The 25304-nt window shown below is 72.1% G+C and carries 26 protein-coding genes and 1 other RNA gene; 24 read left to right on the top strand and 3 right to left on the bottom strand.

Annotated features, from left to right (window positions below):
* Window positions 1-279 precede the first annotated feature (279 nt).
* From ACFT5B_RS03725 to ssrA, 8 genes are all read left to right on the top strand, one after another.
* On the top strand, window positions 280-711 hold the full coding sequence (locus ACFT5B_RS03725; RefSeq protein WP_386796626.1) for a hypothetical protein: 432 nt from the start codon (window positions 280-282) through the stop codon (window positions 709-711).
* A gap of 118 nt (window positions 712-829) precedes the next feature.
* Window positions 830-1945, top strand: a complete 1116-nt coding sequence (prfB, locus tag ACFT5B_RS03720; RefSeq protein WP_386796625.1) for a peptide chain release factor 2 — start codon at window positions 830-832, stop codon at window positions 1943-1945.
* A 288-nt stretch (window positions 1946-2233) separates the two neighbouring features.
* Complete coding sequence (ftsE, locus tag ACFT5B_RS03715) at window positions 2234-2929, top strand: cell division ATP-binding protein FtsE (RefSeq protein WP_386796695.1); 696 nt, start codon at window positions 2234-2236, stop codon at window positions 2927-2929.
* Window positions 2926-3840: a permease-like cell division protein FtsX gene (ftsX, locus tag ACFT5B_RS03710; protein ID WP_386796624.1), complete on the top strand. Its 915-nt coding sequence runs from the start codon at window positions 2926-2928 to the stop codon at window positions 3838-3840. Before ftsE ends, ftsX begins: the two co-directional genes overlap by 4 nt.
* A 1-nt stretch (window position 3841) precedes the next feature.
* Complete coding sequence (locus ACFT5B_RS03705; RefSeq protein WP_386796623.1) at window positions 3842-5290, top strand: peptidoglycan DD-metalloendopeptidase family protein; 1449 nt, start codon at window positions 3842-3844, stop codon at window positions 5288-5290.
* 105 nt (window positions 5291-5395) lie between these two features.
* The gene (gene smpB / locus ACFT5B_RS03700; protein WP_386796622.1) at window positions 5396-5866 is read left to right on the top strand and encodes an SsrA-binding protein SmpB; all 471 of its coding nucleotides are present in this window, start codon (window positions 5396-5398) and stop codon (window positions 5864-5866) included.
* A gap of 82 nt (window positions 5867-5948) precedes the next feature.
* Window positions 5949-6365: a hypothetical protein gene (locus ACFT5B_RS03695; RefSeq protein ID WP_386796621.1), complete on the top strand. Its 417-nt coding sequence runs from the start codon at window positions 5949-5951 to the stop codon at window positions 6363-6365.
* Window positions 6366-6516: 151 nt separating this feature from the next.
* Window positions 6517-6885, top strand: a transfer-messenger RNA (tmRNA) gene (gene ssrA / locus ACFT5B_RS03690).
* A 72-nt stretch (window positions 6886-6957) separates the two neighbouring features.
* On the opposite strand, the gene ACFT5B_RS03685 is transcribed toward ssrA, so the two are convergent.
* Both ACFT5B_RS03685 and ACFT5B_RS03680 read right to left on the bottom strand, forming a co-directional pair.
* Complete coding sequence (locus ACFT5B_RS03685) at window positions 6958-7518, bottom strand: hypothetical protein (RefSeq protein ID WP_386796620.1); 561 nt, start codon at window positions 7516-7518, stop codon at window positions 6958-6960.
* Between the two features lie 111 nt (window positions 7519-7629).
* Window positions 7630-8010 (bottom strand): hypothetical protein, encoded by a 381-nt coding sequence (locus tag ACFT5B_RS03680; protein WP_386796619.1) that lies wholly within the window; start codon window positions 8008-8010, stop codon window positions 7630-7632.
* Between the two features lie 273 nt (window positions 8011-8283).
* On the opposite strand from ACFT5B_RS03680, the gene ACFT5B_RS03675 reads away from it, so the two are divergent.
* The 9 genes from ACFT5B_RS03675 to ACFT5B_RS03635 all read left to right on the top strand — a co-directional run bounded on the left by ACFT5B_RS03675 (window position 8284) and on the right by ACFT5B_RS03635 (window position 18399).
* A complete protein-coding gene (locus ACFT5B_RS03675) occupies window positions 8284-9447 on the top strand; it encodes an ROK family protein (RefSeq protein ID WP_386796618.1) in 1164 nt (387 codons plus the stop codon).
* A 133-nt stretch (window positions 9448-9580) separates the two neighbouring features.
* Window positions 9581-10918: an extracellular solute-binding protein gene (locus tag ACFT5B_RS03670; protein WP_386796617.1), complete on the top strand. Its 1338-nt coding sequence runs from the start codon at window positions 9581-9583 to the stop codon at window positions 10916-10918.
* Window positions 10919-10972: 54 nt separating this feature from the next.
* Window positions 10973-11962, top strand: coding sequence for a carbohydrate ABC transporter permease (locus tag ACFT5B_RS03665; RefSeq protein WP_386796616.1), 990 nt, complete (start codon window positions 10973-10975; stop codon window positions 11960-11962).
* On the top strand, window positions 11959-12861 hold the full coding sequence (locus ACFT5B_RS03660) for a carbohydrate ABC transporter permease (RefSeq protein ID WP_386796615.1): 903 nt from the start codon (window positions 11959-11961) through the stop codon (window positions 12859-12861). Before ACFT5B_RS03665 ends, ACFT5B_RS03660 begins: the two co-directional genes overlap by 4 nt.
* A 1-nt stretch (window position 12862) precedes the next feature.
* Window positions 12863-13858 carry an ROK family protein gene (locus ACFT5B_RS03655; protein WP_386796614.1) on the top strand — a complete coding sequence of 332 codons (996 nt, stop codon included), beginning with the start codon at window positions 12863-12865 and terminating at the stop codon, window positions 13856-13858.
* Window positions 13859-13892: 34 nt separating this feature from the next.
* The gene (nagB, locus tag ACFT5B_RS03650) at window positions 13893-14675 is read left to right on the top strand and encodes a glucosamine-6-phosphate deaminase (RefSeq protein ID WP_386796613.1); all 783 of its coding nucleotides are present in this window, start codon (window positions 13893-13895) and stop codon (window positions 14673-14675) included.
* A 110-nt stretch (window positions 14676-14785) separates the two neighbouring features.
* Complete coding sequence (locus tag ACFT5B_RS03645; RefSeq protein WP_386796612.1) at window positions 14786-16111, top strand: extracellular solute-binding protein; 1326 nt, start codon at window positions 14786-14788, stop codon at window positions 16109-16111.
* A gap of 30 nt (window positions 16112-16141) precedes the next feature.
* Window positions 16142-16510: a DUF3039 domain-containing protein gene (locus tag ACFT5B_RS03640; protein WP_386796611.1), complete on the top strand. Its 369-nt coding sequence runs from the start codon at window positions 16142-16144 to the stop codon at window positions 16508-16510.
* 134 nt (window positions 16511-16644) lie between these two features.
* Window positions 16645-18399 (top strand): DEAD/DEAH box helicase, encoded by a 1755-nt coding sequence (locus ACFT5B_RS03635; RefSeq protein ID WP_386796694.1) that lies wholly within the window; start codon window positions 16645-16647, stop codon window positions 18397-18399.
* A gap of 60 nt (window positions 18400-18459) precedes the next feature.
* Here ACFT5B_RS03635 and ACFT5B_RS03630 read toward each other — a convergent pair whose 3' ends face one another.
* Complete coding sequence (locus ACFT5B_RS03630) at window positions 18460-19851, bottom strand: nicotinate phosphoribosyltransferase (RefSeq protein ID WP_386796610.1); 1392 nt, start codon at window positions 19849-19851, stop codon at window positions 18460-18462.
* A gap of 89 nt (window positions 19852-19940) precedes the next feature.
* Between ACFT5B_RS03630 and clpS the strand changes: the two genes are divergently transcribed.
* From clpS to rdgB, 7 genes are all read left to right on the top strand, one after another.
* Window positions 19941-20258: an ATP-dependent Clp protease adapter ClpS gene (gene clpS, locus ACFT5B_RS03625; RefSeq protein WP_386796609.1), complete on the top strand. Its 318-nt coding sequence runs from the start codon at window positions 19941-19943 to the stop codon at window positions 20256-20258.
* A complete protein-coding gene (locus tag ACFT5B_RS03620; RefSeq protein ID WP_386796608.1) occupies window positions 20255-20914 on the top strand; it encodes a DUF2017 family protein in 660 nt (219 codons plus the stop codon). Before clpS ends, ACFT5B_RS03620 begins: the two co-directional genes overlap by 4 nt.
* On the top strand, window positions 20914-22101 hold the full coding sequence (locus ACFT5B_RS03615) for an ROK family transcriptional regulator (protein WP_386796607.1): 1188 nt from the start codon (window positions 20914-20916) through the stop codon (window positions 22099-22101). The genes ACFT5B_RS03620 and ACFT5B_RS03615 overlap by 1 nt, the downstream gene beginning before the upstream one ends.
* Before the next feature lie 115 nt (window positions 22102-22216).
* Window positions 22217-23020 (top strand): glutamate racemase, encoded by an 804-nt coding sequence (gene murI, locus ACFT5B_RS03610; protein WP_386796606.1) that lies wholly within the window; start codon window positions 22217-22219, stop codon window positions 23018-23020.
* A complete protein-coding gene (locus ACFT5B_RS03605; protein WP_386796605.1) occupies window positions 23020-23823 on the top strand; it encodes an MBL fold metallo-hydrolase in 804 nt (267 codons plus the stop codon). The genes murI and ACFT5B_RS03605 overlap by 1 nt, the downstream gene beginning before the upstream one ends.
* Before the next feature lie 20 nt (window positions 23824-23843).
* Window positions 23844-24641 carry a ribonuclease PH gene (rph, locus tag ACFT5B_RS03600; protein WP_386796604.1) on the top strand — a complete coding sequence of 266 codons (798 nt, stop codon included), beginning with the start codon at window positions 23844-23846 and terminating at the stop codon, window positions 24639-24641.
* Window positions 24638-25276, top strand: coding sequence for an RdgB/HAM1 family non-canonical purine NTP pyrophosphatase (gene rdgB / locus ACFT5B_RS03595; RefSeq protein WP_386796603.1), 639 nt, complete (start codon window positions 24638-24640; stop codon window positions 25274-25276). The genes rph and rdgB overlap by 4 nt, the downstream gene beginning before the upstream one ends.
* Window positions 25277-25304 lie beyond the last annotated feature (28 nt).

Raw genomic sequence — 25304 nt, 5'->3', positions numbered from 1 at the left:
GAACGGCAGCAGTGTTAACTTGTTTTTTGGCATCCCGTTCGTGGGTGCGGCCCGTCGTCGGCGTTCCGACGACGTTGGCCCGGCAGTTCACCGGGGCCAGTGCCGCCGCACCGCGCCTGACGGTCGCATCGTCGCGCAGCCCGCACCTCGTCCTCCAGAGCAGTTCTCCGAGCTGACGCCGCGCGCGGCTGCGTCGTGCCCTGCGGTCCGTGACGGCGTCGGATGCACGCGGTGACGTTGACGAGATCACATACGCAACTGACGAAGGAGCCCGTTCCCATGAAGAAGACCGCCCTGATCGCCCTGCCCGTCGCCGCCCTGATCGGGTTCGGGGCCGCGGCCTGCAGCTCGGACGACGACGCGTCGTCCACCACCACGACGACCTCCGCCGCCACGTCCACGGAGGCCGCGACCCAGCGTCCCGCGGACATCGCGGCGCAGAAGCTCGCCGACACCATCAACGAGAAGTTCCCCGACGCCAAGGCGACCCCGTACCACGGCCAGGTCAGCCTGACGGTCGCCAAGGGCCAGGACGACGTGGTGGCGCTCGTGCAGAGCGAGACCGGCATGACCGCCGCGGCGAAGAAGCAGATCGAGGACGCCGGCAAGGACCCGTCGTCGGTCACCTACGACAACTGGCTCGTCAACGTGACGCCCGACGGCAAGGGCGGCTCGCAGTGGCGCATCGTGTCGATCGCGCCCAGCAACTGAGAACCACCGGGCGACTCTTGACCACGTCGCCGGCAGCCCACGGCTGAGACGCGCGTGACCCGGACGGGCCGCTTCCCTCGGGGAGGCGGCCCGTCCGCGTCGCGTAGGCTTGAACCTCGTGGCGACCATCGACTTCCCGACTGAGATCAAGGCCCTGCGCACCACCCTCGAGTCGATCGAGTCGGTGAGCGACCCGGCGGCCCTCGAGAAGAAGGTCGCCGAGCTGTCCGAGCAGGCCGCGGCCCCGGACCTGTGGGACGACCCCGACTCGGCGCAGAAGGTCACGACGGCCCTGTCGCAGACGCAGGCCGAGCTCGACCGCGTCACGAACATGGCGAGCCGCATCGACGACCTCGAGACGCTCGTCGAGATGGGGACCGAGGACGGGGGAGACCCCGAGACCCTGGCCGAGGCGGAGGGCGAGCTCGCGGGGATCCGCAAGGACCTCGACCAGCTCGAGGTGCGCACCCTGCTCAACGGCGAGTACGACGCCCGCGAGGCCGTCGTGACGATCCGTGCGGGCGCCGGTGGCGTCGACGCCGCGGACTTCGCCGAGATGCTGCTGCGGATGTACCTGCGCTGGGCGGAGCGCCACGGCTACTCGACCCAGGTCCTCGACACCTCCTACGCGGAGGAGGCCGGCCTCAAGTCGGCGACCTTCGAGGTCAAGGCGCCCTACGCGTACGGGAACCTGTCGGTCGAGGCGGGCACGCACCGCCTGGTGCGGATCTCGCCGTTCGACAACCAGGGCCGCCGGCAGACGTCGTTCGCGGCGGTCGAGGTCATCCCGCTCATCGAGCAGACGGACAGCATCGAGATCCCCGAGTCGGAGATCAAGGTCGACGTGTTCCGCTCGTCGGGCCCCGGCGGGCAGTCGGTCAACACGACGGACTCCGCGGTCCGCATGACCCACGTCCCGACGGGCATCGTCGTCTCGATGCAGAACGAGAAGTCGCAGATCCAGAACCGCGCCGCCGCGCTCCGCGTGCTCCAGTCGCGCCTGCTGCTGGTCCGCCAGCAGGAGGAGGCCGCGAAGAAGAAGGAGCTCGCCGGCGACATCAAGGCGAGCTGGGGCGACCAGATGCGCTCGTACGTCCTGCAGCCTTACCAGATGGTCAAGGACCTGCGCACGGAGCACGAGGTCGGCAACCCGTCGGCCGTGTTCGACGGCGACATCGACGACTTCATCGAGGCCGGGATCCGCTGGCGCCGCGGCGGCGGCCAGGAGTCCTGACTCCCGCCTCTCCCGCCGCCCCGGTCCGCTTCCCGGGCCTCCGCGACACCCTCCGGGCGGGCCCCGGCGAGGCCTGAGAGCCCGCGTCCAGCCCCCGTCCAGGCAAGCGCCGCCCCGGCGTGTCGCCGTCTGGCGGGCCTCGGGCCGTGCTTACTGTCGATCCCGCCGTGCGTGGTCGCGCGCGGCGATGCGCGCCCTCGGGCGCCGTCGACGAGGGCCGGCGCAGGTGGGGTGCCGGCCGTCGGCCGGGTCCGCCCGGCCGCGCGTACGGGAGGGGTGATCGGCAGCGTGATCCGGTTCGACGACGTCACGAAGGTCTACGCACGCGGCGCCCGGCCGGCGCTCGACCGCGTCAGCGTCGACATCGAGCGAGGCGAGTTCGTCTTCATCGTGGGGGCGTCCGGCTCCGGCAAGTCCACGTTCCTGCACCTGATCCTGCGCGAGGAGCGCCCGACGGGGGGCCGCGTGTTCGTCGCGGGCCGCGACCTGTCGCGCCTGTCGAGCTGGAAGGTGCCGCAGCTGCGCCGCGGCATCGGCGTGGTGTTCCAGGACTTCCGCCTCCTGCCCAACAAGACGGTGTTCGACAACGTGGCGTTCGCGCTGCAGGTGATCGGGGAGCCGCGGCACACGATCCGGCTCCGCGTCCCGGAGGTGCTCGAGCTCGTCGGCCTCGACGGCAAGGAGAAGCGCCTGCCCGAGGAGCTGTCGGGCGGCGAGCAGCAGCGCGTCGCGATCGCCCGCGCGATGGTGAACCGCCCGCCGATCCTCCTCGCCGACGAGCCGACAGGGAACCTCGACCCGACGACGTCCCTCGGCATCACCCGGCTGCTCGACCGCATCCACCGCAACGGCACGACGGTGGTCATGGCCACGCACGACGACGAGATGGTCGACGAGCTGCGCAAGCGGGTCATCGAGCTCAAGACCGGCGAGGTGGTGCGCGACGAGTCGCGTGGCGCGTACGGATCGGAGCGCATCGCGTGAGGTTCCAGTACGTCCTGTCGGAGATCGGCCAAGGACTGCGCCGCAACGTGACCATGGTGGTCGCGGTGGTGCTCGTGACGTTCGTGTCGCTCACGTTCGTGGGTGCGGCCGCGCTGCTGCAGATGCAGATCGGCAAGCTGCAGGACGACTGGTACGGCAAGGTCGAGGTGTCGGTCTTCCTGTGCCCGCAGGGCTCGACCGAGGCGGGCTGCTCGAGCGGCGAGGCCACCCAGCAGCAGGTCGACGCGCTGTCCGCGCTCATGAAGTCGCCGACCGTGGCGCCGCTCGTCGAGAAGGTGCAGTTCGAGTCGAAGGCGGAGGCGTTCAAGGAGTTCCAGTCGCGGTACCCCGACGGCTACAACGGCACGCAGCTCACGCAGGACGACATGCAGGCGTCGTTCCGGATCAAGCTCAAGGACCCCTCGCAGTACCAGGTCGTCGCCGACGTCGTCACGGGGCGCCCGGGCGTCGAGTACGTGCAGGACGAGCGCCGCATCTTCGACTCGCTGTTCCTCGCCCTGAACCGGGCGTCCTACCTGTCCGCCGGGCTCGCCGCGGTGATGCTGCTCGCGGCCGTCCTGCTGACCACGACGACCATCCGCCTGTCGGCGATGAGCCGCCGTCGTGAGACGGGGATCATGCGGCTCGTGGGCGCGAGCAACTGGTTCGTGCACCTGCCGTTCATGCTCGAGGGCGCGATCTCCGCGCTGCTGGGCGCGTGCCTGGCCATCGGCGGCCTGTGGCTGGCGGTGAAGTACCTGGTCGACGACTGGCTCGCGCGCTCGGTCACCTGGGCTCCCTACGTCACCGAACGCGACGTCCTGACCATCGCGCCGGTCCTGCTCGCGATCGCCGTGGTGCTCGCGGCCCTGGCCAGCGTGCTGACCCTGCGCCGCTACACGAGGGTGTGAGATGCGAGACCTGACCCGTTCCCCCGGTTCCTCGAGCGCGCGCCCGACGACGCGGCTCTGGTTGATGCGCTCGCTCGCCGCCGCGGTGGGTGCGACGCTCCTCGCGGGGTCGGCCATGGCGGCCCACGCCGACGACCTCGACGACCGGCGCGCCGCCGCGGTCGCGAAGCAGAAGGCGCTCGAGGCGAAGAACGAGAACCTCCGGTCCGAGCTCGAGGACACGTCGGCGACGCTGTCGAAGGTCTACCTCGAGCTCAAGGGGATCGAGGCGAAGATCCCGGTCGCGCAGGCCGACCTCGACGTCGCGAACGGGAAGGTCGAGTCGACGCAGCGCGCCCAGCAGCTCCTCGCCCAGCGCCTCGCGGACGCCCAGGCCCAGGAGAAGGCGCTCGAGGCGCAGGTCGCGAAGGGCGCGACGCAGGTCGCCGCGGCCCACGACGACGTGGCGGCCATGGCACGACGGTCGATGCGCGGCGACGGCGCCTTGACGAGCCTGGGGGTCGTCACGGGCGCCCAGAGCACGCAGCAGTTCGTCGACGACTACGCGCTCGCCAAGACGGTCTCGCGGACCCAGTCGCGCGAGCTCCGGTCGCTGCAGGACACCGAGGCGGTCGCCAAGAACCGCTCGGTGCGGCTCGAGGCGGTGCGTCGGCAGGTCGCGGACCTCAAGGCCGAGGCCGACCAGAAGGTCAAGGAGGCGCAGGCGGCGCAGCAGGCTGCGGCCGAGCGCAAGGCCGCGCTCGACCAGCTGCAGACGCAGAAGAAGGCGAAGGCCGCGGTCGTCGAGAAGGAGAAGAAGGCCGCGCAGGCGTCGCTCGACCAGAACGAGTCGGACACCGCGGCCGCGCAGCACCAGGTGGCCGTGTTCGCGCAGCAGATCAAGGCACGCAACGCCGCCCGGGCGGCGGCGGAGAAGAAGCGGCAGGAGGAGCTCGCCAAGAAGCGGGCGGCGGAGCGCAAGAAGAACTCGGGCTCGTCGGGCGGCGGTGGTTCGTCCGGAGGCTCGTCGGGCGGCGGTGGGTCCTCGGGCGGCAGCGCGAACGTGTCGGCCGGGCGCCTCGCCTGGCCCGTCTCCAACACGTACGTGACGTCGTCGTACGGGATGCGCCTGCACCCGATCCTCCACGTGTGGCGCCTGCACTCGGGCGTGGACCTCCACGCGCCGTGCGGGGTGCCCATCAAGGCGGCCGCCTCGGGGACGGTCGTGTACGCGGGCTGGCTCGGCGGCTACGGGAACCGGGTCGTCGTCGACAACGGCTCCTACGGGTCGAAGGAGCTCTTCACCACGTACAACCACATGGTCAACTACGTGGTCCGGGACGGCCAGCACGTCACCCAGGGCCAGACCGTGGGCCACGCGGGGACGTACGGGCTGAGCACCGGCTGCCACCTCCACTTCGAGGTGATGCTCGACGGCAGCTTCACGAACCCGATGCCGTTCCTGCCCTGACGCGTTCGCCGACGGACAAAACGCGGGCCTCGCGCCAGGAGAGTCCCGTAGGCTGGTGGGTCGGTCGGCGCACCAGGCGCCGCCTCACGTCAGGAGCTGAGCACGGTGCCGAAGGACACGGGCCGCCAGGTCGTCGCGAGCAATCGCAAGGCCCGTCACGACTACGTCATCGACGACGTCTTCGAGGCCGGCATCGTGCTGAGCGGCACCGAGGTCAAGGCGCTGCGGCAGGGCCGCGCGTCGCTCGTCGACGGGTTCGTCCTCGTCGACCGCGGCGAGGCCTGGTTGGAGAACGTGTACGTGCCCGAGTACTCCCAGGGCACCTGGACCAACCACGCGCCCCGGCGCAAGCGGAAGCTGCTGCTCCATCGCTCGGAGATCGACCGCCTCGAAGCCAAGACGCGCGAGAAGGGGCAGACGATCATCCCGCTCCAGCTCTACTTCCTCGACGGCCGCGCCAAGGTCGAGATCGCGCTCGCGCGAGGCAAGAAGGAGTACGACAAGCGGCAGGCCCTCCGGGAGCGGCAGGACTCCATGGAGGCGCAGCGGGCCATGCGCCACCGCGAGCTCGCCTGAGGCCTCGAGCGCTTCGGCAGGGGCGGCACGCCGACCGGCCGCACCGGGTGACGAATCGGACGCAGCGCCGTACGTTGGCAGCATGATCAAGCTGCACCAGCTCTTCCCACGGCTCGCTGCCGGCGCGTTCATCCTCAGCTCCGGGCTCGACAAGCGGAGCGTCGACGACGAGCACGCCGCGATGCTCCACGGCCAGGCCGCCGCCGCGTACCCGTTCCTCGCGGACTGGGAGCCGGCGAGGTTCGTCCGGACGCTGTCGAACACGGAGATCGCCCTCGGGGTGGCGCTGATCGTGCCGTTCATCCCGACGGCGCTGGTCTCGCTCGCTCTGGGCGTCTTCTCGGGCGGCCTGGTGGGCCTGTACGTCAAGACGCCGGGTGCGACGCGGGACGGGAGCGTCCGTCCGTCGCCGCAGGGGATCGGCCTGGCGAAGGACACCTGGCTCGTGGGCATCGCCGCCGGGCTCTTCGTCGACTCGGTGAGCCGCGGCAAGCTCTGAGCCGCCCCAGGACGCCCCGCGGCGTCGTCGTCCGCGCCCGGTACGGAATACCCGTGCCGGGCGCGCCGTTCATCCCGTAGGCTTGTCACGCACGCTCCGGCGTGCGTCGTCGTCGGGCTCCTCCGGGAGCCGGGCGTTGACAACTGCACACGGGGGTGATCGGTTTCGACGGTGGTCGTGCTTCGAGGAGAAGCGGGCCGAGAACGCAGGCTTATCTCGTTAACGATGCCTGCAAACCCATAGGTGCCGATTCCAAGCGCACCGACTTCGCACTCGCCGCCTGAGCGAGGCTTCGAAGTCCGTCAGCCCGGGGATGCTCTCGCCCCGGTTCCTGGCGTCATCTAGAGAGCCACTGCTTGCTGCGCACGTCAACGGCGTAACAGGGACTTTTAGTTGACTGAGCCCGTCAGCACCTTGTCTGCGTGAGTGCTGGGGCCGAGAAAAACGACAGCAGACTGCGCCCGGAGAAGTCCTGGATCTGCGTCACCGGACCGGGGTTCGATTCCCCGCACCTCCACCCGTGTAGAAGAGCCCGTCCGAGTTCGCTCGGACGGGCTCTTCGTGCGTCACGGGGCCGCTGCGCGGCGTGCGCTCACTGCTCGATGAGGCGCCAGGCCTTGGACGACGGCGCCTTGTACGTCCACAGCGTCGTGGACGACGACTTCTTGCCGGTGACGAGCGACTGGACGGTCTTCACGGTCTTGCCCTTGACCGTGTAGTAGTAGATGCCGCGCTGGCACAGGACGGTCTTGTGCGGACGGACCTTGACGCCGACCTCGATCGACTTCTCCGTGGACACCGAGCCCGAGAGCGTGGTGCCGACCTCGGCCTTGGCCTCGGCCACGATGCCCGCCTTCACGCTCGCCGACACGGTCGTCGACAGGGATGCCGACACGGTGGCGCGCTTCGTGATGGTGCACTTGAGCGTGGCCGTCGAGCTCGTCCTGTTGTAGACGCCGTCCGAGTCCGCGACCTTGAAGTGCTTCGCCGAGCCCGTGGCGTACGAGCAGTAGGTGACCCGGGCGCTGGCCGAGATGGTCGTCGACGTGCAGTGCCCGGACGCGGCCTGGGCGGTGGGGACGGCGAGCAGCGAGCCGGCGGCGGTCAGCGCGCCGATCAGGGCGGTCGCTGCCGCGCGGTGGATGGACCTCATCGTCGTGGTGCCTCCTGCGTGAGGGGTGGGCCCGTCACGGGTGTTCGTGAGGGGCGGCGCTCAACGTAGCGAGGGTGGGCGCTCGAAGCCATGGGGACGACTGCCCATGTGCTACCAGCCGAGAGTGCTCCATGCTGCCGCGGCTTCGTCGCCGTCGAGCCAGGCGACGTGCAGCTCGCGTCCGCCCAGCCGCAGGCGACCGTTGCGCAGCCCCTCGAGCGCGGACGTGCCGCAGACCGTGGCGTCGTCGTAGTAGACCTCGGGGCGTGCGTCGTCGAAGTGGACGCGCCACTCGAGGCGCTCGACGGGGTTCACGTGCACGGGGGAGCCGTGGGGTCCGACGGTGTCCCAGTGGGCGACCACCCGGGTCACGACGTGCCCGACCTGTCGTCCGTCGTGCGGGCCCGGGCCGACCTCGGTGAGCCGCCCGATCCGGCGACGGTACGCGGCGAGCTCGGGGACGGGTCGGGGCTGGGCAGGGGCGTGGGGCACGGTGCTCCCTTCCGGGTCGTGGCCGCCCGGCGGCGTGCCGGCGTGTCGCGTGACGTCAGCCTAGGCAGACGGGCGCGCCGCGGGCAGCCCTGTGAGCGTGCTCACGCACAGCCGTGAGCAAGTCGTGACCTGGGCCTCGCCCGGCCGTCCGGACGGCGGCTCGTCAGGCGGACGTGCTGGGTGCCGCGACCCGGTGAGCCGCAAGGTTACGGAATGGACACAGTCACCGGGCAAAAGTTGACGCCGCTTCGTAAGGAGGGTCTACTAACCGCTATGACGACGACGGTCACCGGCGCGGGAGCGCCACGGAGAGGGCTCGGGAGCTCGCTCCGTCCGAGCACCAAGGTGCTCCCTGAGCACGCTCGGGCACACAACCGCTCGCTCGTCCTGCGCCACCTGTTCCACGAGGGACCGACGTCGCGCGCCGACCTCGCGCGAGCCACCGGACTCACCCGCGTGACCATCTCCGACCTCGTCGCCGCCCTCATCTCCGAAGGTCTGGTCGAGGAGCTCGGCGTCCGCCCCGGCCAGCGCGTCGGCAAGCCCGCGATCCTCGTGGGGATGCGCACCGACGCCTTCCAGATCGTCTCGGTCGACCTCACGGACGGCGCGGTCATGCACGGCGCCGTCTCGACCCTCACGGGCGACTTCGTCCACCGCCAGGAGCTGCCCATCGAGGGGCGCACCGGCGCGGACATGGTCGACCTCCTCGCCCGCTTCGCGCGGCTGCTCATCGCGAGCGCGACCCAGCCCGTCATCGGCGTCGGCATCGGCTCGCCCGGCGTCATCGACGCGGACGGCGTCGTGATCGAGGCCCCGAACCGCCGCTGGTACGGCGTCCCGCTGGCGGCTGACCTGTCCGAGCGGCTCGGGCTGCCCGTGCACGTCGCGAACGACGCCAACATCGCCGCGCTCGGCGAGTACACGTTCGGCGGCGCCGACGGGGACGGTCTCCTCGTCATCACGGTCGGCGAGGGCGTCGGCGCGGGCGTCATGATCGACGGCGCACCCCTGCGCGGTCGCCGGAGCGCGGCCGGCGAGATCGGCCACATCACCGTCGTCACCGACGGTGGCGAGCGGTGCGCCTGCGGGCGCACCGGCTGCCTCGAGACCGTCCTCGCCGCGCCGGCCCTGCGCCGCGCGCTCGACGGGCTCGACCCCCAGTCTGCCGAGGCGGCCCTCGCCTCGGTCGGCGTGCTGCTCGGAACGGCACTGGTGCCGGTCATCAGCACGCTCGACCTCGTGGACGTCCTGCTGAGCGGTCCCGCGGACCTGCTCGACGGGCCGCTGCGCGAGGCCGCTCTCGCGACCATCCGGGAGCGCACGATGCCCGCCATCACCAGCGAGCTCCGGCTCGAGATGGCGTCGCTCGGCGAGGACGACGTGCTCGCAGGCGCGGCCGTCCTCGTGCTCGCGAACCAGATGGGGGTCGCATGACCCCGTCGGTTCACCACGCACCGTCCGTGCCGCTCGCGGCTCGGACCTGCACCCCGCCGTGCGGAGAGCCCATCGCAGTGGGCACCGGACGGAAGCCCAGAATGCGCACCCGCGCACAACTCAAGGAGACGCGTTGAAGAAGACACGCACCCTGGCGATCGGCGCATTCGCTGCCGTCGCCGCACTGAGCCTGGCCGCCTGCTCCAGCGACGGCGACAGCGGAAGCGGTGACAACAAGACCGACGGCGCGAGCGCGCAGAAGACGATCGGCACGGTCGACGGCAAGGGCAAGACCCTCACGGTCTGGGCCATGCAGGGCGACTACTCGGACGACGTCATGAAGGCCATCAACGACAAGTTCACGGCCGAGACGGGCGCCCAGGTCAAGGTGCAGTCCCAGGCCTGGGACGGCATCGGCACCAAGCTGACGACGGCTCTGAGCAGCTCGACGCCCCCGGACGTCATCGACATCGGCAACACGCAGGTCGCCGGCTACGCCGCGACGGGCGGCCTCGCCGACCTCACCGCGTACAAGGACGACCTCGCGCAGGGTGGCACCTGGCTCGAGTCGCTCTCGGCCCCCGCGACCTACGACAGCAAGCTCTACGCCGTCCCGTCGTTCGTGGGCAACCGCGCCGTGATCTACAACAAGAAGATCTGGGCGGACGCGGGCGTCACCGAGGAGCCGACCACCTACGCGGACCTCAAGGCCGACCTCGACAAGATCAAGGCCAAGAACACGGCGTCCGACTTCTCGGCGTTCTACCTGCCCGGCCAGTTCTGGTACGCGGGCCTCAGCTGGGTGTGGGACGCGGGCGGCGACATCGCCACCCAGGCCGACGGCAAGTGGACGGGGACGTTCTCCTCGGCCGAGTCGCTCAAGGGCCTGAACGAGTTCAAGGCCTTCCAGAACGCCTACTCCACCAAGGCCTCGGCGACGCTCAACACGGACAAGCCGAACGAGGACCAGGTGATGGCCGACGGCAAGACCGCGACCATGATGGGCGCGATCTGGGACGCCGGCGCGGTCGTGACGTCGTCGAAGGGCAAGATCAAGGCCGAGGACCTCGGGACCTTCGCGCTCCCGGGCTCCAACGGCAAGCCCGCCCCGAACTTCGGTGGCGGTGAGGTCTGGGGCATCGCGGCCAAGTCCGCGAACCAGGACCTCGCGCTCGCGTGGACCAAGATCGCCGCCGGCCAGGACGTCCAGACCATGATCTCGAAGGTCTGGATCCCGAACACGACGGAGCTCGCCGCGACCGCGGCGGCCTCGGCCGACCCGAACTCGACCAAGGGCTTCTACGACGGTGCCGGCGCCACGAAGTCGGTGCCGAGCTCGCCGAACTGGGCCACCATCGAGGGCAACAAGGTCATGGAGGGTCTGTTCTCCTCGGTCGCGTCCGGCAGCAAGTCGGTGGAGGACGCGGCGAAGGCGGCCGACGACACCATCAACAGCACGCTGAACGGCTGATCCAGCCTCACCCATCGGGTTCTCCCCGCGCGAGAGCCCAGTAGGAGAACCTCGATGAACACCCCGACTGCGACCTCCGTCGCAGGCGAGGGCGCGGCTGCCGTGACGCACCAGACGTCACGGCAGCCGCGCGGCTCTCGCCGCCCGGGCCAGCGTGGCTCGAACCTCGCCCCCTGGCTCCTCGTGACCCCGGCCGGTCTGATCATGATCGCCCTGGTCGTCACGCCGATCGTCCTGCTCGTCCTGATGTCGTTCACCGACATGAACCAGCGCACGCTCTTCACCGGTGCCTACGAGTCGGTCGGCGTCTCGAACTACACCGACATCTTCGCCGACCCGGACTTCTGGAAGGCGCTCGCCCGCACGGTGTTCTTCACCGCCGCGCTGGTGCTCGGAAGCATCGGGATCGGGATGCTCTTCTCGACCCTGCTGCTCCGGCTCGGCACGTTCATGCGGTACGTGCTGACCATCTCGCTGATCTTCGCCTGGGCGATGCCGAACGTGGCCTCGTCGCAGGTCTGGAACTGGCTCTTCCAGCCCGGTTACGGCGTCGTGAACTGGCTCCTCACCAAGCTGCACATCTTCGGTGACATGACGCAGACGAACTGGGCGAACAACACCTGGCTCGGCTTCCTCTGCATCTGGCTGCTGGTCGTGTGGCAGGCGGTGCCGTTCATCGCGCTCACGCTCTACGCGGCGCAGAGCCAGATCGACCCCTCGTACTACGAGGCCGCCCGGCTCGACGGGGCGGGGGAGTGGCGCATCTATCGCCAGATCACGCTGCCGTTCCTCGCGCCGACGCTGCTGCTCGTGACGATCCTCTCGATGATCTGGGACTTCAACATCTTCAACCAGATCTGGCTGGTGACGCAGGGCGGCCCGGACAACACGACGTCGACCCTCGGCATCTGGACGTACAAGACCGCGTTCGTGAGCTTCAAGATCGGCTCCGGTTCGGCGATCGCCGTCGTGACGACGGTCCTGCTCATGATCTTCAGCGGCATCTACATCCGCCGGCTGCTCCGCTCCGGGGAGGACCTGTGACCACCGCCAGCACTTCCGCGCCCGTCGGCGTCGTCGACGAGCCGGCCGCGAGCGCGCCGCCCCGGCGCCGGCGCCCTCGTCGTCGCCGTACCGGCAGCACGATCATCGCGATCATCGCCAGCATCGTCTGGGTCTTCCCCGTCTACTGGATGGTCATCACGGCGTTCAAGCCGTCGGGCGACGTCCTGAGCGCGACCCCCGAGTTCCTGCCGCAGCACCCGACGCTCGACAACTTCGTCGCCGCGCTCTCCAAGTCCGGCTTCCTCACGAACTTCAAGAACTCCGTCATCGTGGTCGGCGCGACGCTGATCGTCTCGATCGCCATCGCCTTCTTCGCCTCGGCCGCCCTCTCGCGGTTCCGGTTCCGCGGACGCCGCACGATCCTCATCGCGATCCTGGTCGTGCAGATGCTCCCCGGCACGGCGCTGCTCATCCCGCAGTTCCTCGTCTTCAACCAGATCGACCTTCTCGGGACGTACATCGGCCTGATCCTCGCCTACGTCGGCGCGGTGCTGCCCTTCTCGATCTGGGTGATGCGAGGCTTCTTCGTCGCGATCCCGAAGGAGCTCGAGGAGGCGGCCGCCGTCGACGGTGCGAACACGTGGACCATCCTGTGGCGCGTGCTCTTCCCGCTCGTGGCCCCCGGTGTCATCGCGACCAGCGTGTTCGCGTTCGTCACGGCCTGGAACGAGTACCTCACGGCCTACGTCTTCATGAAGGACCAGTCGATGTACACCCTCCCCGTGTGGCTGGTCTCGTTCACGAACCCGAACGGCGTGACCGACTACGCGAGCCAGATGGCGGCGTCCACGATCTTCTCGATCCCGGTGGTGGTCTTCTTCATGATCATCCAGCGCAAGCTCGTCGTCGGGATGTCCGCGGGTGCGGTGAAGGGCTGACGTGAGCATCTCTGCCTCGTTCGACGAGACCTACGCGGAGACGATCGGGGACGGCGAGGCGGAGCAGCGACCTGGCACGTTCGCGGTCGGGCTGGACATCGGCGGCACCAAGGTGCTCGGCGTCCTCCTCGCCGCGGACGGCACGGTCGTGGACTCGGTCCGCCTCCCGACGATCCGCGGCGGGGACGGCGTGGTGCGGTCCGCGTCCGACGTCGTCCGCCGCCTCGCCGCCGCCGCGGACCTGGATCTCCGGGAGATCGGTGCGGTCGGCGTCGGGGTGCCGGGCCTCGTGGACCCCGAGACCGGATCGGTGCACCACGCCGTGAACCTCGGGATCCACGCGGACCAGTTCCCGCTCGCGGACCGGATCGCGGCCGAGCTCGGCGGTGTGCCGGTCCACGTCGACAACGACCTCAACGTCGCGGCGCTGGGCGCGTCCTTCGCGCTCGGCCCGGACGCGGACGACCTCGCCTACCTGGCCCTCGGGACGGGGATGGCGGCGGGCGTCGTCCTGGGGGGCGAGCTGCGGCGCGGCGCGAGCGGCGCGGCCGGCGAGGTCGGGCACATCCCGATCCGCCCCGACGGGCCGGTCTGCGCGTGCGGGCAGCGCGGGTGCATCGAGCTGTACGCGAGCGGCAGCGCGCTCGCTCGGCGCTGGCCGACCACGTCCGACGTCCCCGCACCCCTGCTGGTCTTCCAGGCCGCCGCGGCCGGGGACCCGCGCGCGCTCGAGATCCGGCACGACTTCGCGGTCGCGCTCGCCGAGTGCCTGCGCATCATCGTGCTGTCGTACGACGTGCGGCGCATCGTCGTCGGCGGCGGCGTCACGGGCGTGGGCGCGCCGCTGCTCGACGCGCTGCGCGAGGCGCTCACCGAGCAGGCGGCCACGTCGCCGTTCCTGGAGAGCCTGCACATCGCGGACCGTGTCACGCTGGCGCCGTCCGACGTGCCGATCGCGGCCGTGGGCGCGGCCCTCGCCGGGCTTCGCAGCGAGTAGCGACGCACCGACCACCGAGCGAACTGGAGCAGTCATGGAAGTTGTCATCGCACCGGCCGAGGAGCTCGCGCGGCTCGCGGCGGACGCCGTCGAGCAGCTCGTCCGGGCCAAGCCGGACGCCGTCCTCGGTCTCGCGACCGGGTCGAGCCCGCTGAAGGTCTACGACGAGCTGGCCCGCCGGCACACGGAGGAGGGGCTCTCCTTCGGGCGTGCGCGGGCGTTCATGCTCGACGAGTACGTCGGCCTGCCCGCCGACCACCCCGAGCGGTACCGCAACGTGATCGAGACAGAGATCGCGTCCCGCGTCGACTTCGCCCCGGGCGCCGTGCAGGGCCCCGACGGACTCGCCGACGACCTGCCCGCGGCATGTGCCGCGTACGAGGACGCGATCGCCCAGGCCGGCGGTGTCGACCTGCAGATCCTCGGGATCGGTACCGACGGTCACATCGCGTTCAACGAGCCCGGCTCGTCGCTCGCGTCGCGGACGCGCATCAAGACGCTGACCCAGCAGACGCGCGAGGACAACGCGCGCTTCTTCGACGACGACATCGACAAGGTCCCGCACCACTGCCTCACGCAGGGGCTCGCGACGATCATGTCGGCGCGCCACCTGGTCCTGCTCGCCACGGGCAGGGGCAAGGCCGAGGCCGTGCACCAGCTCGCCGAGGGCGCCGTGAGCGCGCTCTGGCCCGCGACCATCATGCAGATGCACCCGCACGCGACCGTCCTGGTCGACGACGCCGCGGCGAGCCGCCTGCAGCTCGCCGGCTACTACCGTCAGACGTTCGCGTCGAAGCCCGGGTGGCAGGGGCTGTAAAACCCCGTGGGACCGCTCCCACACCCCGTGACCACCTTGTAGGCTGTGCCCGCCGTCCGTTCGTCCGCGCGCGGGTCGAGCATGCCGAGCACGATCGAGAGGACCCGTCCGTGTCGTCCCATCACCTCACCTCGCGGCCGCGGCGTGCGGCCGCCCCGCTCGTGGCCGTGCTCGCCGCGTCGGGCCTCGTCCTGTCGGCGTGCTCGTCGGGCAAGGCGGACGCCGGCGACACGACGGTGTACCCGACCGGCCAGACGATCACGGTGACGCTGATCGCGCCGTCGGCGGCCCAGAAGCCCGCGAACGACTACCTCAAGGCGACGTTCGAGTCGAAGTTCCCCGGCAACAAGCTGGTCTTCGCCGACGAGGCGTGGGGCACGTACCAGGACGATTACCAGAAGGAGCTCATCGACGGGAAGGGGAAGATCCCCGACGTCGTCGAGATGGGGAACACCCAGACCCCGGGCTTCACCGCGACGGGCGCCCTGCTCGACCTGACCGACAAGTACCAGGACCTCGGCGGCGACGACCTGCTCCCAGGCTTCGTGGAGATCGGGTCCTACGACGGCCGCTTCTACGCGCCGCCCTACTACTCGGCCGGCCGCATCGTCATGGGCTCGAGCAAGATCGTCGGCGAGACCGTCCCGCAGACGCTGGCCGAGTACGTCGCCGCCGGGTCCAAGCTCAAGAAGAAGGACCGGTCGGGCATCTACCTGCCGGGCATGGACTGGTACGACGTCATGCCGTTCGTCTGGGAGAACGGCGGCTACATCGCCCAGCAGCAGGACGACGGCACCTGGAAGGCGGGCTTCTCGACGTCGGGCGGGATCGTCGGGCTCGTCCAGGCGCAGAACGTCATGAAGCAGGCGAACAGCCAGAAGGTCGGCCCGGCGGACGCGGACGAGACCAAGGCGGTCGAGAAGTTCTGCCAGGGCAAGGTCGGCTACTTCTCGGGACAGACCTGGCAGGCGGCGCAGCTCGCGTCGTCGCCCAAGGACGGCGGCTGCAAGAAGACCTGGGGCAACCCGGACGACCAGATCGTCTTCACGCTTCCCGGCAAGGAGAAGGGCTCGGTCGCCGCGACGTTCGCGGGCGGGTCGAACCTGGGCGTGGCGGCGAAGTCGAAGAACCCGGAGCTCGCCTACCAGGTGCTCAAGATCATGACGTCTCCCGGCTACCAGGACCTCATGGCGCTCAACGCGTTCATCCCGGCGCGCATCTCGTCGTCGGCGAACCTCCCGCAGGACGCGCTCACGCTGTCCAGCGCGCGCGCCGCCCAGACCGCGATCCTGACCCCCGCCTCGCCGAACTGGGCGACCGTCGAGTCCAAGAAGTACCTCCAGACGGCGTTCTCCCAGATCGCGGCGGGCGGGAACGTCCCGGCCATCGCCAAGAAGCTCGACAAGGAGATCGAGGACACCCTCAACGCGAAGTGAGCGAGGGTGCCCCGACGTAGGATCTAGACCATGACCGAACCGCTCTCCAGCCCCCAGCCCGCGTACGACGACCCGTCCGGCGGATCGTCCACGGCGGTGCTCGAGCGCGAGGAGACCCGCGAGCTCACGGAGCCCGGGGACCACGAGCGGTTCGCGCACTACGTGCGCAAGGAGAAGATCCTCGAGTCGGCCGTCACGGGCGCTCCCGTGATCGCCCTGTGCGGCAAGGTGTGGGTGCCGGGCCGCGACCCGAAGAAGTTCCCGGTCTGCCCGGTCTGCCAGGAGATCTATGACGGTCTCCGCGAGCCGCAGGACGGCGACGGAGGCTCGGGCGACGGCAAGGGCTCGGGCGGCGGCTCCGGGCGCAAGGGATTCTTTGGGGGCAGAGGCGGCAAGTGACGGCGAACGAGAGCTCCCGCACCCGCCCGTCCTCTCGTCCAGCCAGTGATCGTCCAGCCGCTGAGCAGCCCTCGCTCTTCGCTCCGCACGCCCCCGCCGGCCCTCAGGCCGCGTCGACGTTCGCCGCGGAGCAGCTGAGCCCGGCGTACCCGCGCCGCGCCCCGTGGGGCACGGCCGGCAAGCTCCGTGCCTGGCAGGCGGCCGCGCTCGAGTCGTACCGCGAGCAGTCGCCGCGCGACTTCCTCGCGGTCGCGACGCCCGGCGCCGGCAAGACGACGTTCGCGCTGCGCATCGCGACCGAGCTCCTGGAGCAGCGGGTGGTCCGGCGCGTCACGGTGGTGGCGCCGACCGAGCACCTGAAGCACCAGTGGGCGGACGCGGCCGCGCGCGTCGGGATCCACCTGGACCCGTCGTTCAAGAACAGCCAGGGCCGGCACGGCGCGCACTACGACGGCGTGGCGCTGACGTACGCGCAGATCGCCAGTAAGCCCGCGCTGCACCGCGCCCGGACGGAGGCGGCGCCCACGCTCGTCATCCTCGACGAGGTGCACCACGGCGGCGACGCGCTGAGCTGGGGCGACGCCGTCCGCGAGGCCTTCGACGGGGCGACGCGGCGTCTGGCGCTCACCGGCACCCCGTTCCGGTCGGACACCTCGCCGATCCCGTTCGTGCGCTACGAGCAGGGGCCGGACGGCGTGCGGCGCTCGCGCGCCGACTACACGTACGGGTACGGGGAGGCGCTGCGCGACCACGTCGTGCGGCCGGTGATCTTCCTGTCCTACTCGGGCCAGATGCGCTGGCGCACGCGGGCGGGCGACGAGGTCGCGGCGACGCTCGGCGAGGCCCTCACCAAGGACATGACGGCGCAGGCGTGGCGGACGGCCCTCGACCCCGAGGGGGAGTGGATCCCGTCCGTCCTCCAGGCGGCGGACACGCGCCTCACGGAGGTCAGGCGCTCCGTGCCGGACGCCGGTGCGCTCGTCATCGCCACGGACCAGTCCGACGCCCGCGCGTACGCCGCGCACCTGCGGCGCATCACCGGCCAGGCGCCCACGGTCGTCCTGTCCGACGACGACGGCGCGTCCGGGAGGATCGAGGAGTTCTCGTCCTCGGACTCGCGCTGGATGGTCGCGGTCCGCATGGTGTCGGAGGGGGTCGACGTGCCACGGCTCGCCGTGGGCGTCTACGCCACGAGCACTGCGACCCCGCTGTTCTTCGCGCAGGCCGTCGGACGGTTCGTGCGGGCCAGGCGTCGCGGCGAGACCGCGTCGGTCTTCCTGCCGAGCGTGCCGCAGCTCCTCGCGCTCGCGGCGTCCCTCGAGGACGAGCGCGACCACGCGCTGGACCGGCCGTCGTCGGGCGAGGACGAGAACGGCCTCGAGGACGGTCTCCTGGCCGAGGCGAACCGGCTGCAGGACGCTCCGGACGCGGTCGGGCCGGACGGGCTCGAGGCGAGCTTCAAGGCGCTCGAGGCGCAGGCGACGTTCGACCGCGTGCTGTTCGACGGCGGAGAGTTCGGCACGGGGGCGGAGGTCGGCTCGGCGGAGGAGCTCGACTTCCTCGGGCTGCCGGGTCTGCTCGACGCCGACCAGGTCACGACGCTGCTGCGCGAGCGGCAGGCGGGCCAGGCCGGCGGCCGGGCCGCGGCCCCCGACGCGGAGGCTGCGGCGCGCGAGCGGGCCGCGTTCGACCACCGGCGTGCCGCCGAGCTGCGCAAGGAGCTCCAGAAGCTCGTGTCCGCGTGGGCGCGGCGGAGCGGCCAGCCGCACGGCAGCGTGCACACCGAGCTGCGCCGGCGCTGCGGCGGCCCCGAGGTCCCCATGGCGAGCGTCGACCAGCTCGAGGCGCGCGTCGCCCTCGTGCGGAACTGGTTCGTCGGCAAGCGCTGAGCTCGCGACCTGTCAGGACGAGGTGAGCCTCGACCCTCACCGGGTTCCGACAGGCCCGGGCTACGGCAGGCGCAGCGTGACCGTGTCGAGCGCCGGGTCGCCCGCGGAGAGCCGCCGGGCCCCGCGCGGGAGCTCGGCACGCGACTCGGCGTGGCGGCGAGCGGCCGCCTGGACGCCGCTCGGCCCGGTCCACCGGGTGTCGACGGCGCCGTCGGTGACGAGCGGGACGTGCAAGGGGCGCGCGTCGTCGGGCACGGCCCACGAGCGCAGCGCGAGGTCGTCGCCCGTCACGACGAGCTCCTCGACCGCGCGGCCGTCCGTGTCGAGACGCCGGGCCGCGACCTTGCGGCCGCCGGCGCTGGTCTTGAGCGTCGACGCCTTCGCGACGGGCTGGAGGACGCCGTTGGCGCCCTCCCGCGCCACGAGCTTGTAGACCATGCCGCACGTGGGGGCGCCCGAGCCGGTGACGAGGGACGTCCCGACGCCGTACGTGTCGACGGGCGCCGAGGCGAGGGCCGCGATGGCGTGCTCGTCGAGGTCGGAGGTGACGACGATCTGCGTGTCGGTGGCGCCGAGCTCGTCAAGCTGGCGGCGCACCTCGACGGCGAGCCCCATGAGGTCGCCCGAGTCGAGGCGCACGGCGCCGAGCTCCTTCCCGGCCGCGGCGACCGCGTTCTCGACGCCCTGACGGACGTCGTACGTGTCGACGAGGAGCGTCGTGGACCCGCCGAGCGACGCGACCTGGCTCGCGAAGGCCGACTCCTCGTCGTCGTGCAGGAGCGTGAACGCGTGCGCGGCCGTGCCGATCGTGGGGAGCCCGTAGCGGCGCCCGGCCTCCAGGTCCGACGTGCCGACGAACCCGCCGATCACGGCGGCCCGGGCCGCCGCCACCGCTGCCTGCTCGTGCGCCCGGCGGGCACCCATCTCGAGGCACGGCCGGTCGACGGCGGCGCTCGTCATGCGGGACGCGGCCGCCGCGACGGCGGAGTCGTAGTTGAGGATCGACAGCACGAGCGTCTCGAGGATCACGGCCTCGGCGAACGTCCCCTCGACGACCAGCACGGGTGACTGCGGGAAGTACATCTCGCCCTCGGCGTACCCGGTGACGCTGCCCGTGAAGCGGTAGCCGGCGAGGAACTCGAGCGTGCGGTCGTCGACGATGCCTTCGCGCCCCAGCCACTCGAGCTCGTCGGCGTCGAACCGGAACGCGCCGAGCGCCTCGAGGACGCGCCCCGTGCCGGCGAGCACGCCGTAGCGGCGCCCGGCAGGGAGGCGGCGCGTGAACACCTCGAAGACGCAGTGCCGGTCGGCGGTGCCGTCCGCGAGAGCCGCCTGGAGCATCGTGAGCTCATACCGGTCGGTGAGCAGCGACGTACGCCCGGGGGCGTACGTGGAGAGTCGTTCGGGGCGGTGCGCGACGTTGCGCTCGTCGAGCCCCGGGAGCGTGGCCATGAGCACAACCTAGGGCACCGGACCGGGCGCGGCATGCGCGCGACCGACCACCGGGCCGCGGGGACGGGAGGCGCCGGCCAGCCCCTAGCATGGGAGACGTGGACGTGAACACGCTCTCGGCGGCGACCCCCGAGGCGGAGCTGCGCCCCGACGACGTCGCGGCGCGCGTCGCGGACGCCTGGTCGACGATCGTGTGGAACGACCCGGTGAACCTCATGAGCTACGTCACGTACGTGTTCGAGAGCTACTTCGGGTACCCGACCGAGCGCGCGAACCAGCTCATGCTCCAGGTGCACCAGGAGGGGCGCGCCGTCGTCTCGCACGGCGGCCGGGAGCGGATGGAGGTGGACGTGCAGGCGATGCACGACTTCGGCCTGTGGGCGACCCTCCAGAAGGACGGCGCGTGAGGCCGTTCAAGGCGACGCGGCGCGGGTACGTCGCCCAGCTCGACACGCCGGAACGGGTCGTCCTCGCGCACGTCGTCGGGGACGTCGTCGAGCTGCTGCAGGACGCGGTGCCCGACGCGGGCGAGGCGCCGTGGGGCGCGCTCGAGGCCGAGGCGCTGCCCCCGCAGGACCCGGCGCTGTCGCGGCTGCTGCCCGAGGCGTCGACCGACCCCGACGTGTCGGCGGAGTTCCGCAGGCTGACGCAGGGCGAGCTCGCGGGCGCGAAGGCGAAGCGGCTGCTGGCGTTCGCGGAGCTGCTGCTGGACGACGAGGTCGCACGCGCGGCCGCGACGGGCCGGCACGTGCGGGCGGAGCGGACCGACCTGCTGGTCGGGCGGGACGCGGCGCGCGACACCGCGGCGGCGCTCACGGACGTGCGGCTGGTCCTCGCGTCGCGCCTGGGCGTGACGACGGACGGCCAGGCGGAGGAGCTCTACGCCGAGATCGAGGCGGGTGCCGCCGACGACGGCGAGGAGCCGGACGACGGACAGTCCGGCGACGCGTCCCGCCAGTTCCTCGGGGCGGTGTTCGTCACGGCGGGCTGGCTGCAGGAGTCGCTCGTCGACGCGATGCTCACGGACCTGCGGCGACGCCCGGCCGCCGGTCCCCGGGCGTGATGGCGCCCCAGCCGGGCAAGCCGGGCCTGCTCCGTGCGCTCAACGACCGCCGCGCCCTCGAGCTGCTGTTCGCGCACGGTCCGCTCACGCGCGGCCGGCTCGGCGAGCTCAGCGGACTCTCGAAGCCGACGGCCGCGCAGGTAGTCCAGCGGCTCGAGTCCCTGGGACTGATCGGCCCGGTGGCGCGCGTGTCGGGCGGCCGGGGGCCCGACGCCGTCGCCTACGGGCTCGTCGCCGACGGCCGGGTCGGCGTCGCCGTGGACGCCAGGGCGCACCGGCTCGCGGCGGTCGTGCTCGACGTCCTCGGCAGCGAGCTCGGCCGCGTCGACGCGCCGCGCACCGTCGACCGCGGGTCGCCCGGCCCCGGCGGCACGCACGAGTTCGTCGCCCTGGTCGACCGCGCGTGCGCGGAGGCCGGCGTCGCGCGGGACGCGGTGCAGCTCGCCGTCGTCGGGGTGTCGGCGGCCGTCGACCCCGCCACGGACACGCTCCGGTTCGCGGAGGACTTCCCGCAGTGGCCCGGCACAGGCGTGCGACATCACCTCGGCCAGGTGCTCGGGTGCGACGTCGTGCTCGACAACGACGTGAAGCTCGCCGCCCTCGCGGAGCGCGAGCACGGGGCCGCGCGCGGCGAGGACGGCTTCTCGATCCTGTGGCTCGGGCAGGGCGTGGGCCTGGCGACCGACCTGGGCGGCGTCGTCGTGCGGGGCGCGGCGGGCGCGGCGGGGGAGATCGGCTACCTGCGCTCCCCGGCGTCGCTCGAGGCCGACGACGCCGTCGAGCCGTCGACCGTGCACCACCTGCTCGGCGCGTCGGCCGTCCTGGAGCTCGGCCGCCGGCACGGGGTGGTCCCTCCTGGCTCGGGGCCCGCGACCGACGAGGCGCTCGCGGACGCGCTGGCCGACGACGCCGTCCTGAGCGTGCTGGCGCGCCGGGTCGCCGAGTGCGTCGCGCCCGTCCTCGCGGTGCTCGACCCGGGGCTGCTCGTCCTCGCGGGGCCGGTCGCCGTCGTCGGGGGCGAGCGGCTCGCCGACCGCGTCGAGGAGCGGGTCGCGGCGTCGTCCCCGTGGCGGACCCGCGTCGTCCCGACGGCCCTGCCGCGCGGCGCCGTGCTCGACGGCGCGAGCGTCGCCCTGCTCCGCGGCCTGCGGTCACGGGCGCTCGAGCAGGCGGGGACGGTCGACTGACCCTCGGCCCAGGTGTCGGCCGCGCCGGGTCGCAGGGCTCGCCACGGAGACCGCGTGGCGGCGCGCGGGCGCGTGCGTGGCGGGCTCGGCCCCGTCGTCCCGTTAGGCTCGGACCGTGAACGACGCGCCCATCGGGATCTTCGACTCCGGTGTCGGCGGACTGACCGTGGCCCGAGCGATCCTCGACCAGCTGCCAGGCGAGTCCCTGCACTACATCGGCGACACCGCCAACAGCCCCTACGGGCCCAAGTCCCTCGCGGCCGTCCGGGCGCTGTCCCTCGCGATCATGGACCAGCTGGTCGACGAGGGCGTGAAGATGCTCGTGATCGCGTGCAACAGCGCGTCGTCGGCGGTGCTGCACGACGCCCGCGAACGGTACACGGTGCGCCGGGGCGTCCCCGTGATCGAGGTGATCCTGCCCGCGGCGCGCCGCGCGGCCGCGACCACGCGGACCGGGCACGTCGGCGTCATCGGGACGCGCGCCACGATCGAGTCGCGCGCCTACGACGACGCGTTCGCCGTCGCGCCCGGCATCTCGCTCGTGTCGCGCGCGTGCCCGAGGTTCGTCGAGCTCATCGAGGCCGGTGTCACGTCGGGCCCCGAGGTCCTGGACGTCGCGCACGAGTACCTCGACCCGCTGCGGGCCGTCGGCGTCGACACGCTGGTGCTCGGCTGCACGCACTACCCGCTGCTCACCGGCGCCATCTCCTACGTCATGGGGGAGGACGTCGCGCTCGTGTCGTCGGCCGAGGAGACCGCCCGGGACGTGTACCGCACGCTCGTCGCGCACGGGCTCGAGCGCTCGCCCCACGCCGGGCCGCCCGAGCACCGGTTCGTCTCGACGGGCGGGGCACAGCCGTTCGAGCAGCTCGCCCGGCGGTTCCTCGGCCCCGAGGTGCGCGCCGTGGAGCAGGTCTGATGCGGCTCGTCGTGGTGGGCTGCGCGGGCTCGTTCGCCGGACCGGACGGGCCCGCCTCGTCGTACGCGGTCCAGGCCGAGGACGGGTCCGGGCGCACGTGGACGATCGTCCTCGACCTGGGGAACGGGTCGCTCGGCGCGCTCCAGCGGGTCCTCGACCCGTTCGACGTCGACGCGGTCGCGCTCAGCCACCTCCACCCCGACCACTTCGCCGACCTGTGCGGCCTCTACGTGTACCGGCGGTACCACCCGACGCGCGGCGTGGTGCACGACCCGGCCCTCGGACCGCTCGCCGTGTGGGGACCGGCGGGCACCGAGCGGCGCCTCGCCGACGCGTACGGCTCCCGCGACGACGAGGACATGCGCTCCGTGTTCGCGTTCCGGGAGTGGGCGCCCGACCGTCCCGTGCGGCTCGGCCCGTTCGTGCTCGAGCCCGTGCCGGTGCGCCACCCCGTCGAGGCGTACGCCGTCCGGGTCACGGGACCGTCGACCGAGCGCCCCGGCGAGCAGGCCACGCTCGTCTACTCGGGCGACACCGACGCCTGCGAGGGCCTCACGAGCGCCGCACGCGGCGCCGACCTCTTCCTGTGCGAGGCCGCGTTCCAGGAGGGCCGCGACCTGCTCGACGGCATCCACCTCACGGGGTACCGGGCGGGACGCGCGGCCCGCGCCGCCCGCGTGAGGCGCCTCGTGCTCACGCACCTGCCCGCCTGGAACGACCCGCAGGTGGCGCTCGCCGAGGCCGCGTCCGCCTACCCCGGCCCCGTAGGGCTCGCCACGCCGGGCGCGACGTACACGCTCTGACGCGCCCCTAGGCTGAGGGCATGACCGCTCCGACCCACACCACGCCCGACGCCACGACCACGCTCCGTGCCGACGGCCGCCGCACCGACGAGCTCCGCCCCGTCCGGATCACCCGCGGCTGGCTCGACTCCGCCGAGGGCAGCGTCCTCGTCGAGTTCGGCGGGACTCGCGTGCTCTGCGCGGCGTCGTTCACGGAGGGCGTGCCGCGCTGGAAGAAGGGCTCCGGCGAGGGCTGGGTGACCGCCGAGTACGCGATGCTCCCGCGCGCCACGTCCACGCGCAGCGACCGCGAGTCCGTCAAGGGCCGCGTGGGCGGCCGCACCCACGAGATCTCGCGTCTCGTCGGCCGCTCGCTGCGCGCCGTCGTCGACGTCAAGGCCCTCGGCGAGAACACGATCGTCCTCGACTGCGACGTCCTCCAGGCCGACGGCGGCACCCGCACCGCCGCGATCACCGGCGCCTACGTGGCGCTCGCCGACGCCGTCGCCTGGGGCCAGCGCTCCGGGCTGATCCGCCCGAGCCTCGTCGCCGCCGGCTCGCCCGTGCTGACCGACTCCGTCTCGGCCGTGAGCGTCGGGATCATCGACGGCACGCCCATGCTCGACCTGCCCTACGAGGAGGACGTGCGTGCCGAGACCGACATGAACGTCGTCGTCACCGGGTCCGGGACGTTCGTCGAGGTGCAGGGCACCGCCGAGCACGCGCCCTTCGACCGCGCCGAGCTCGACACCCTCCTCGACCTCGCCGTCGCCGGCACCGCGACCCTCGCGGAGCTTCAGCGCGCGGCGCTCGCGGCCGAGCCCGAGGGCCACCGGTGAGCGCGCCGGGCGTCCGCCTCGTCCTCGCGACCCACAACGCGCACAAGGTCGGCGAGCTCCGGGACATCCTGCACGCGGTCCCGGCGCTCGCGGACCTCGACCCCGCGGCCGTCGTGGGGGCGGGCGACGTCGGCGCGCCCGAGCCCGTCGAGGACGGCGTGACGTTCGAGGAGAACGCGCTGATCAAGGCGCGTGCGCTGGTCGCTTTCACGGGTCTGCCGGCGGTCGCCGACGACTCGGGCATCGCGGTCGACGTGCTCGGCGGTGCACCGGGCGTCTTCTCGGCGAGGTGGAGCGGCCGGCACGGCGACGACGCCGCTAACCTCGACCTGCTGCTCGCCCAGGTCGCCGACGTGCCGGACGAGCACCGCGGGGCCGCCTTCGTCTGCGCGGCCGCTCTCGTGACCCCGGACGGCACCGAGATCGTGCACGTGGCCGAGCTGCGGGGAAGCCTGCTGCGCGAGCGCCACGGCGAGGGGGGGTTCGGCTACGACCCGGTGTTCCGCCCCGACGGCGAGACCCGGTCCACGGCCGAGCTCACGCCGCAGGAGAAGAACGCGATCAGCCACCGTGGACGCGCGTTCCGGGCCCTCGCGCCCGACGTCGCCCGCGTGCTCGCGTCCGCCGCGAGATAGCGCTCGTCGCCCGAGGTAGCACGGAGTC

The sequence above is a fragment of the Luteimicrobium sp. NPDC057192 genome (genome assembly GCF_042670205.1).
Classification (GTDB): Bacteria; Actinomycetota; Actinomycetes; order Actinomycetales; family Cellulomonadaceae; genus Luteimicrobium.
Note: the sequence above shows the minus strand (reverse complement) of the source record. Positions and strands in the feature narration are given on the sequence as shown.

What these genes read in the sequence shown, in the direction of transcription:
- ACFT5B_RS03640 (WP_386796611.1), top strand. Translation starts at nt 16,142, where the DNA reads ATGACCGAACCGCTCTCCAGCCCCCAGCCCGCGTACGACGACCCGTCC.
- rph (WP_386796604.1), top strand. Translation starts at nt 23,844, where the DNA reads ATGACCGCTCCGACCCACACCACGCCCGACGCCACGACCACGCTCCGT.
- ACFT5B_RS03685 (WP_386796620.1), bottom strand. Translation starts at nt 7,518, where the DNA reads ATGAGGTCCATCCACCGCGCGGCAGCGACCGCCCTGATCGGCGCGCTG.
- nagB (WP_386796613.1), top strand. Translation starts at nt 13,893, where the DNA reads ATGGAAGTTGTCATCGCACCGGCCGAGGAGCTCGCGCGGCTCGCGGCG.
- ACFT5B_RS03605 (WP_386796605.1), top strand. Translation starts at nt 23,020, where the DNA reads ATGCGGCTCGTCGTGGTGGGCTGCGCGGGCTCGTTCGCCGGACCGGAC.
- clpS (WP_386796609.1), top strand. Translation starts at nt 19,941, where the DNA reads ATGGGAGACGTGGACGTGAACACGCTCTCGGCGGCGACCCCCGAGGCG.
- ACFT5B_RS03615 (WP_386796607.1), top strand. Translation starts at nt 20,914, where the DNA reads ATGGCGCCCCAGCCGGGCAAGCCGGGCCTGCTCCGTGCGCTCAACGAC.
- ACFT5B_RS03665 (WP_386796616.1), top strand. Translation starts at nt 10,973, where the DNA reads ATGAACACCCCGACTGCGACCTCCGTCGCAGGCGAGGGCGCGGCTGCC.
- ACFT5B_RS03675 (WP_386796618.1), top strand. Translation starts at nt 8,284, where the DNA reads ATGACGACGACGGTCACCGGCGCGGGAGCGCCACGGAGAGGGCTCGGG.
- ACFT5B_RS03630 (WP_386796610.1), bottom strand. Translation starts at nt 19,851, where the DNA reads ATGGCCACGCTCCCGGGGCTCGACGAGCGCAACGTCGCGCACCGCCCC.
- ACFT5B_RS03695 (WP_386796621.1), top strand. Translation starts at nt 5,949, where the DNA reads ATGATCAAGCTGCACCAGCTCTTCCCACGGCTCGCTGCCGGCGCGTTC.
- ACFT5B_RS03725 (WP_386796626.1), top strand. Translation starts at nt 280, where the DNA reads ATGAAGAAGACCGCCCTGATCGCCCTGCCCGTCGCCGCCCTGATCGGG.
- ACFT5B_RS03705 (WP_386796623.1), top strand. Translation starts at nt 3,842, where the DNA reads ATGCGAGACCTGACCCGTTCCCCCGGTTCCTCGAGCGCGCGCCCGACG.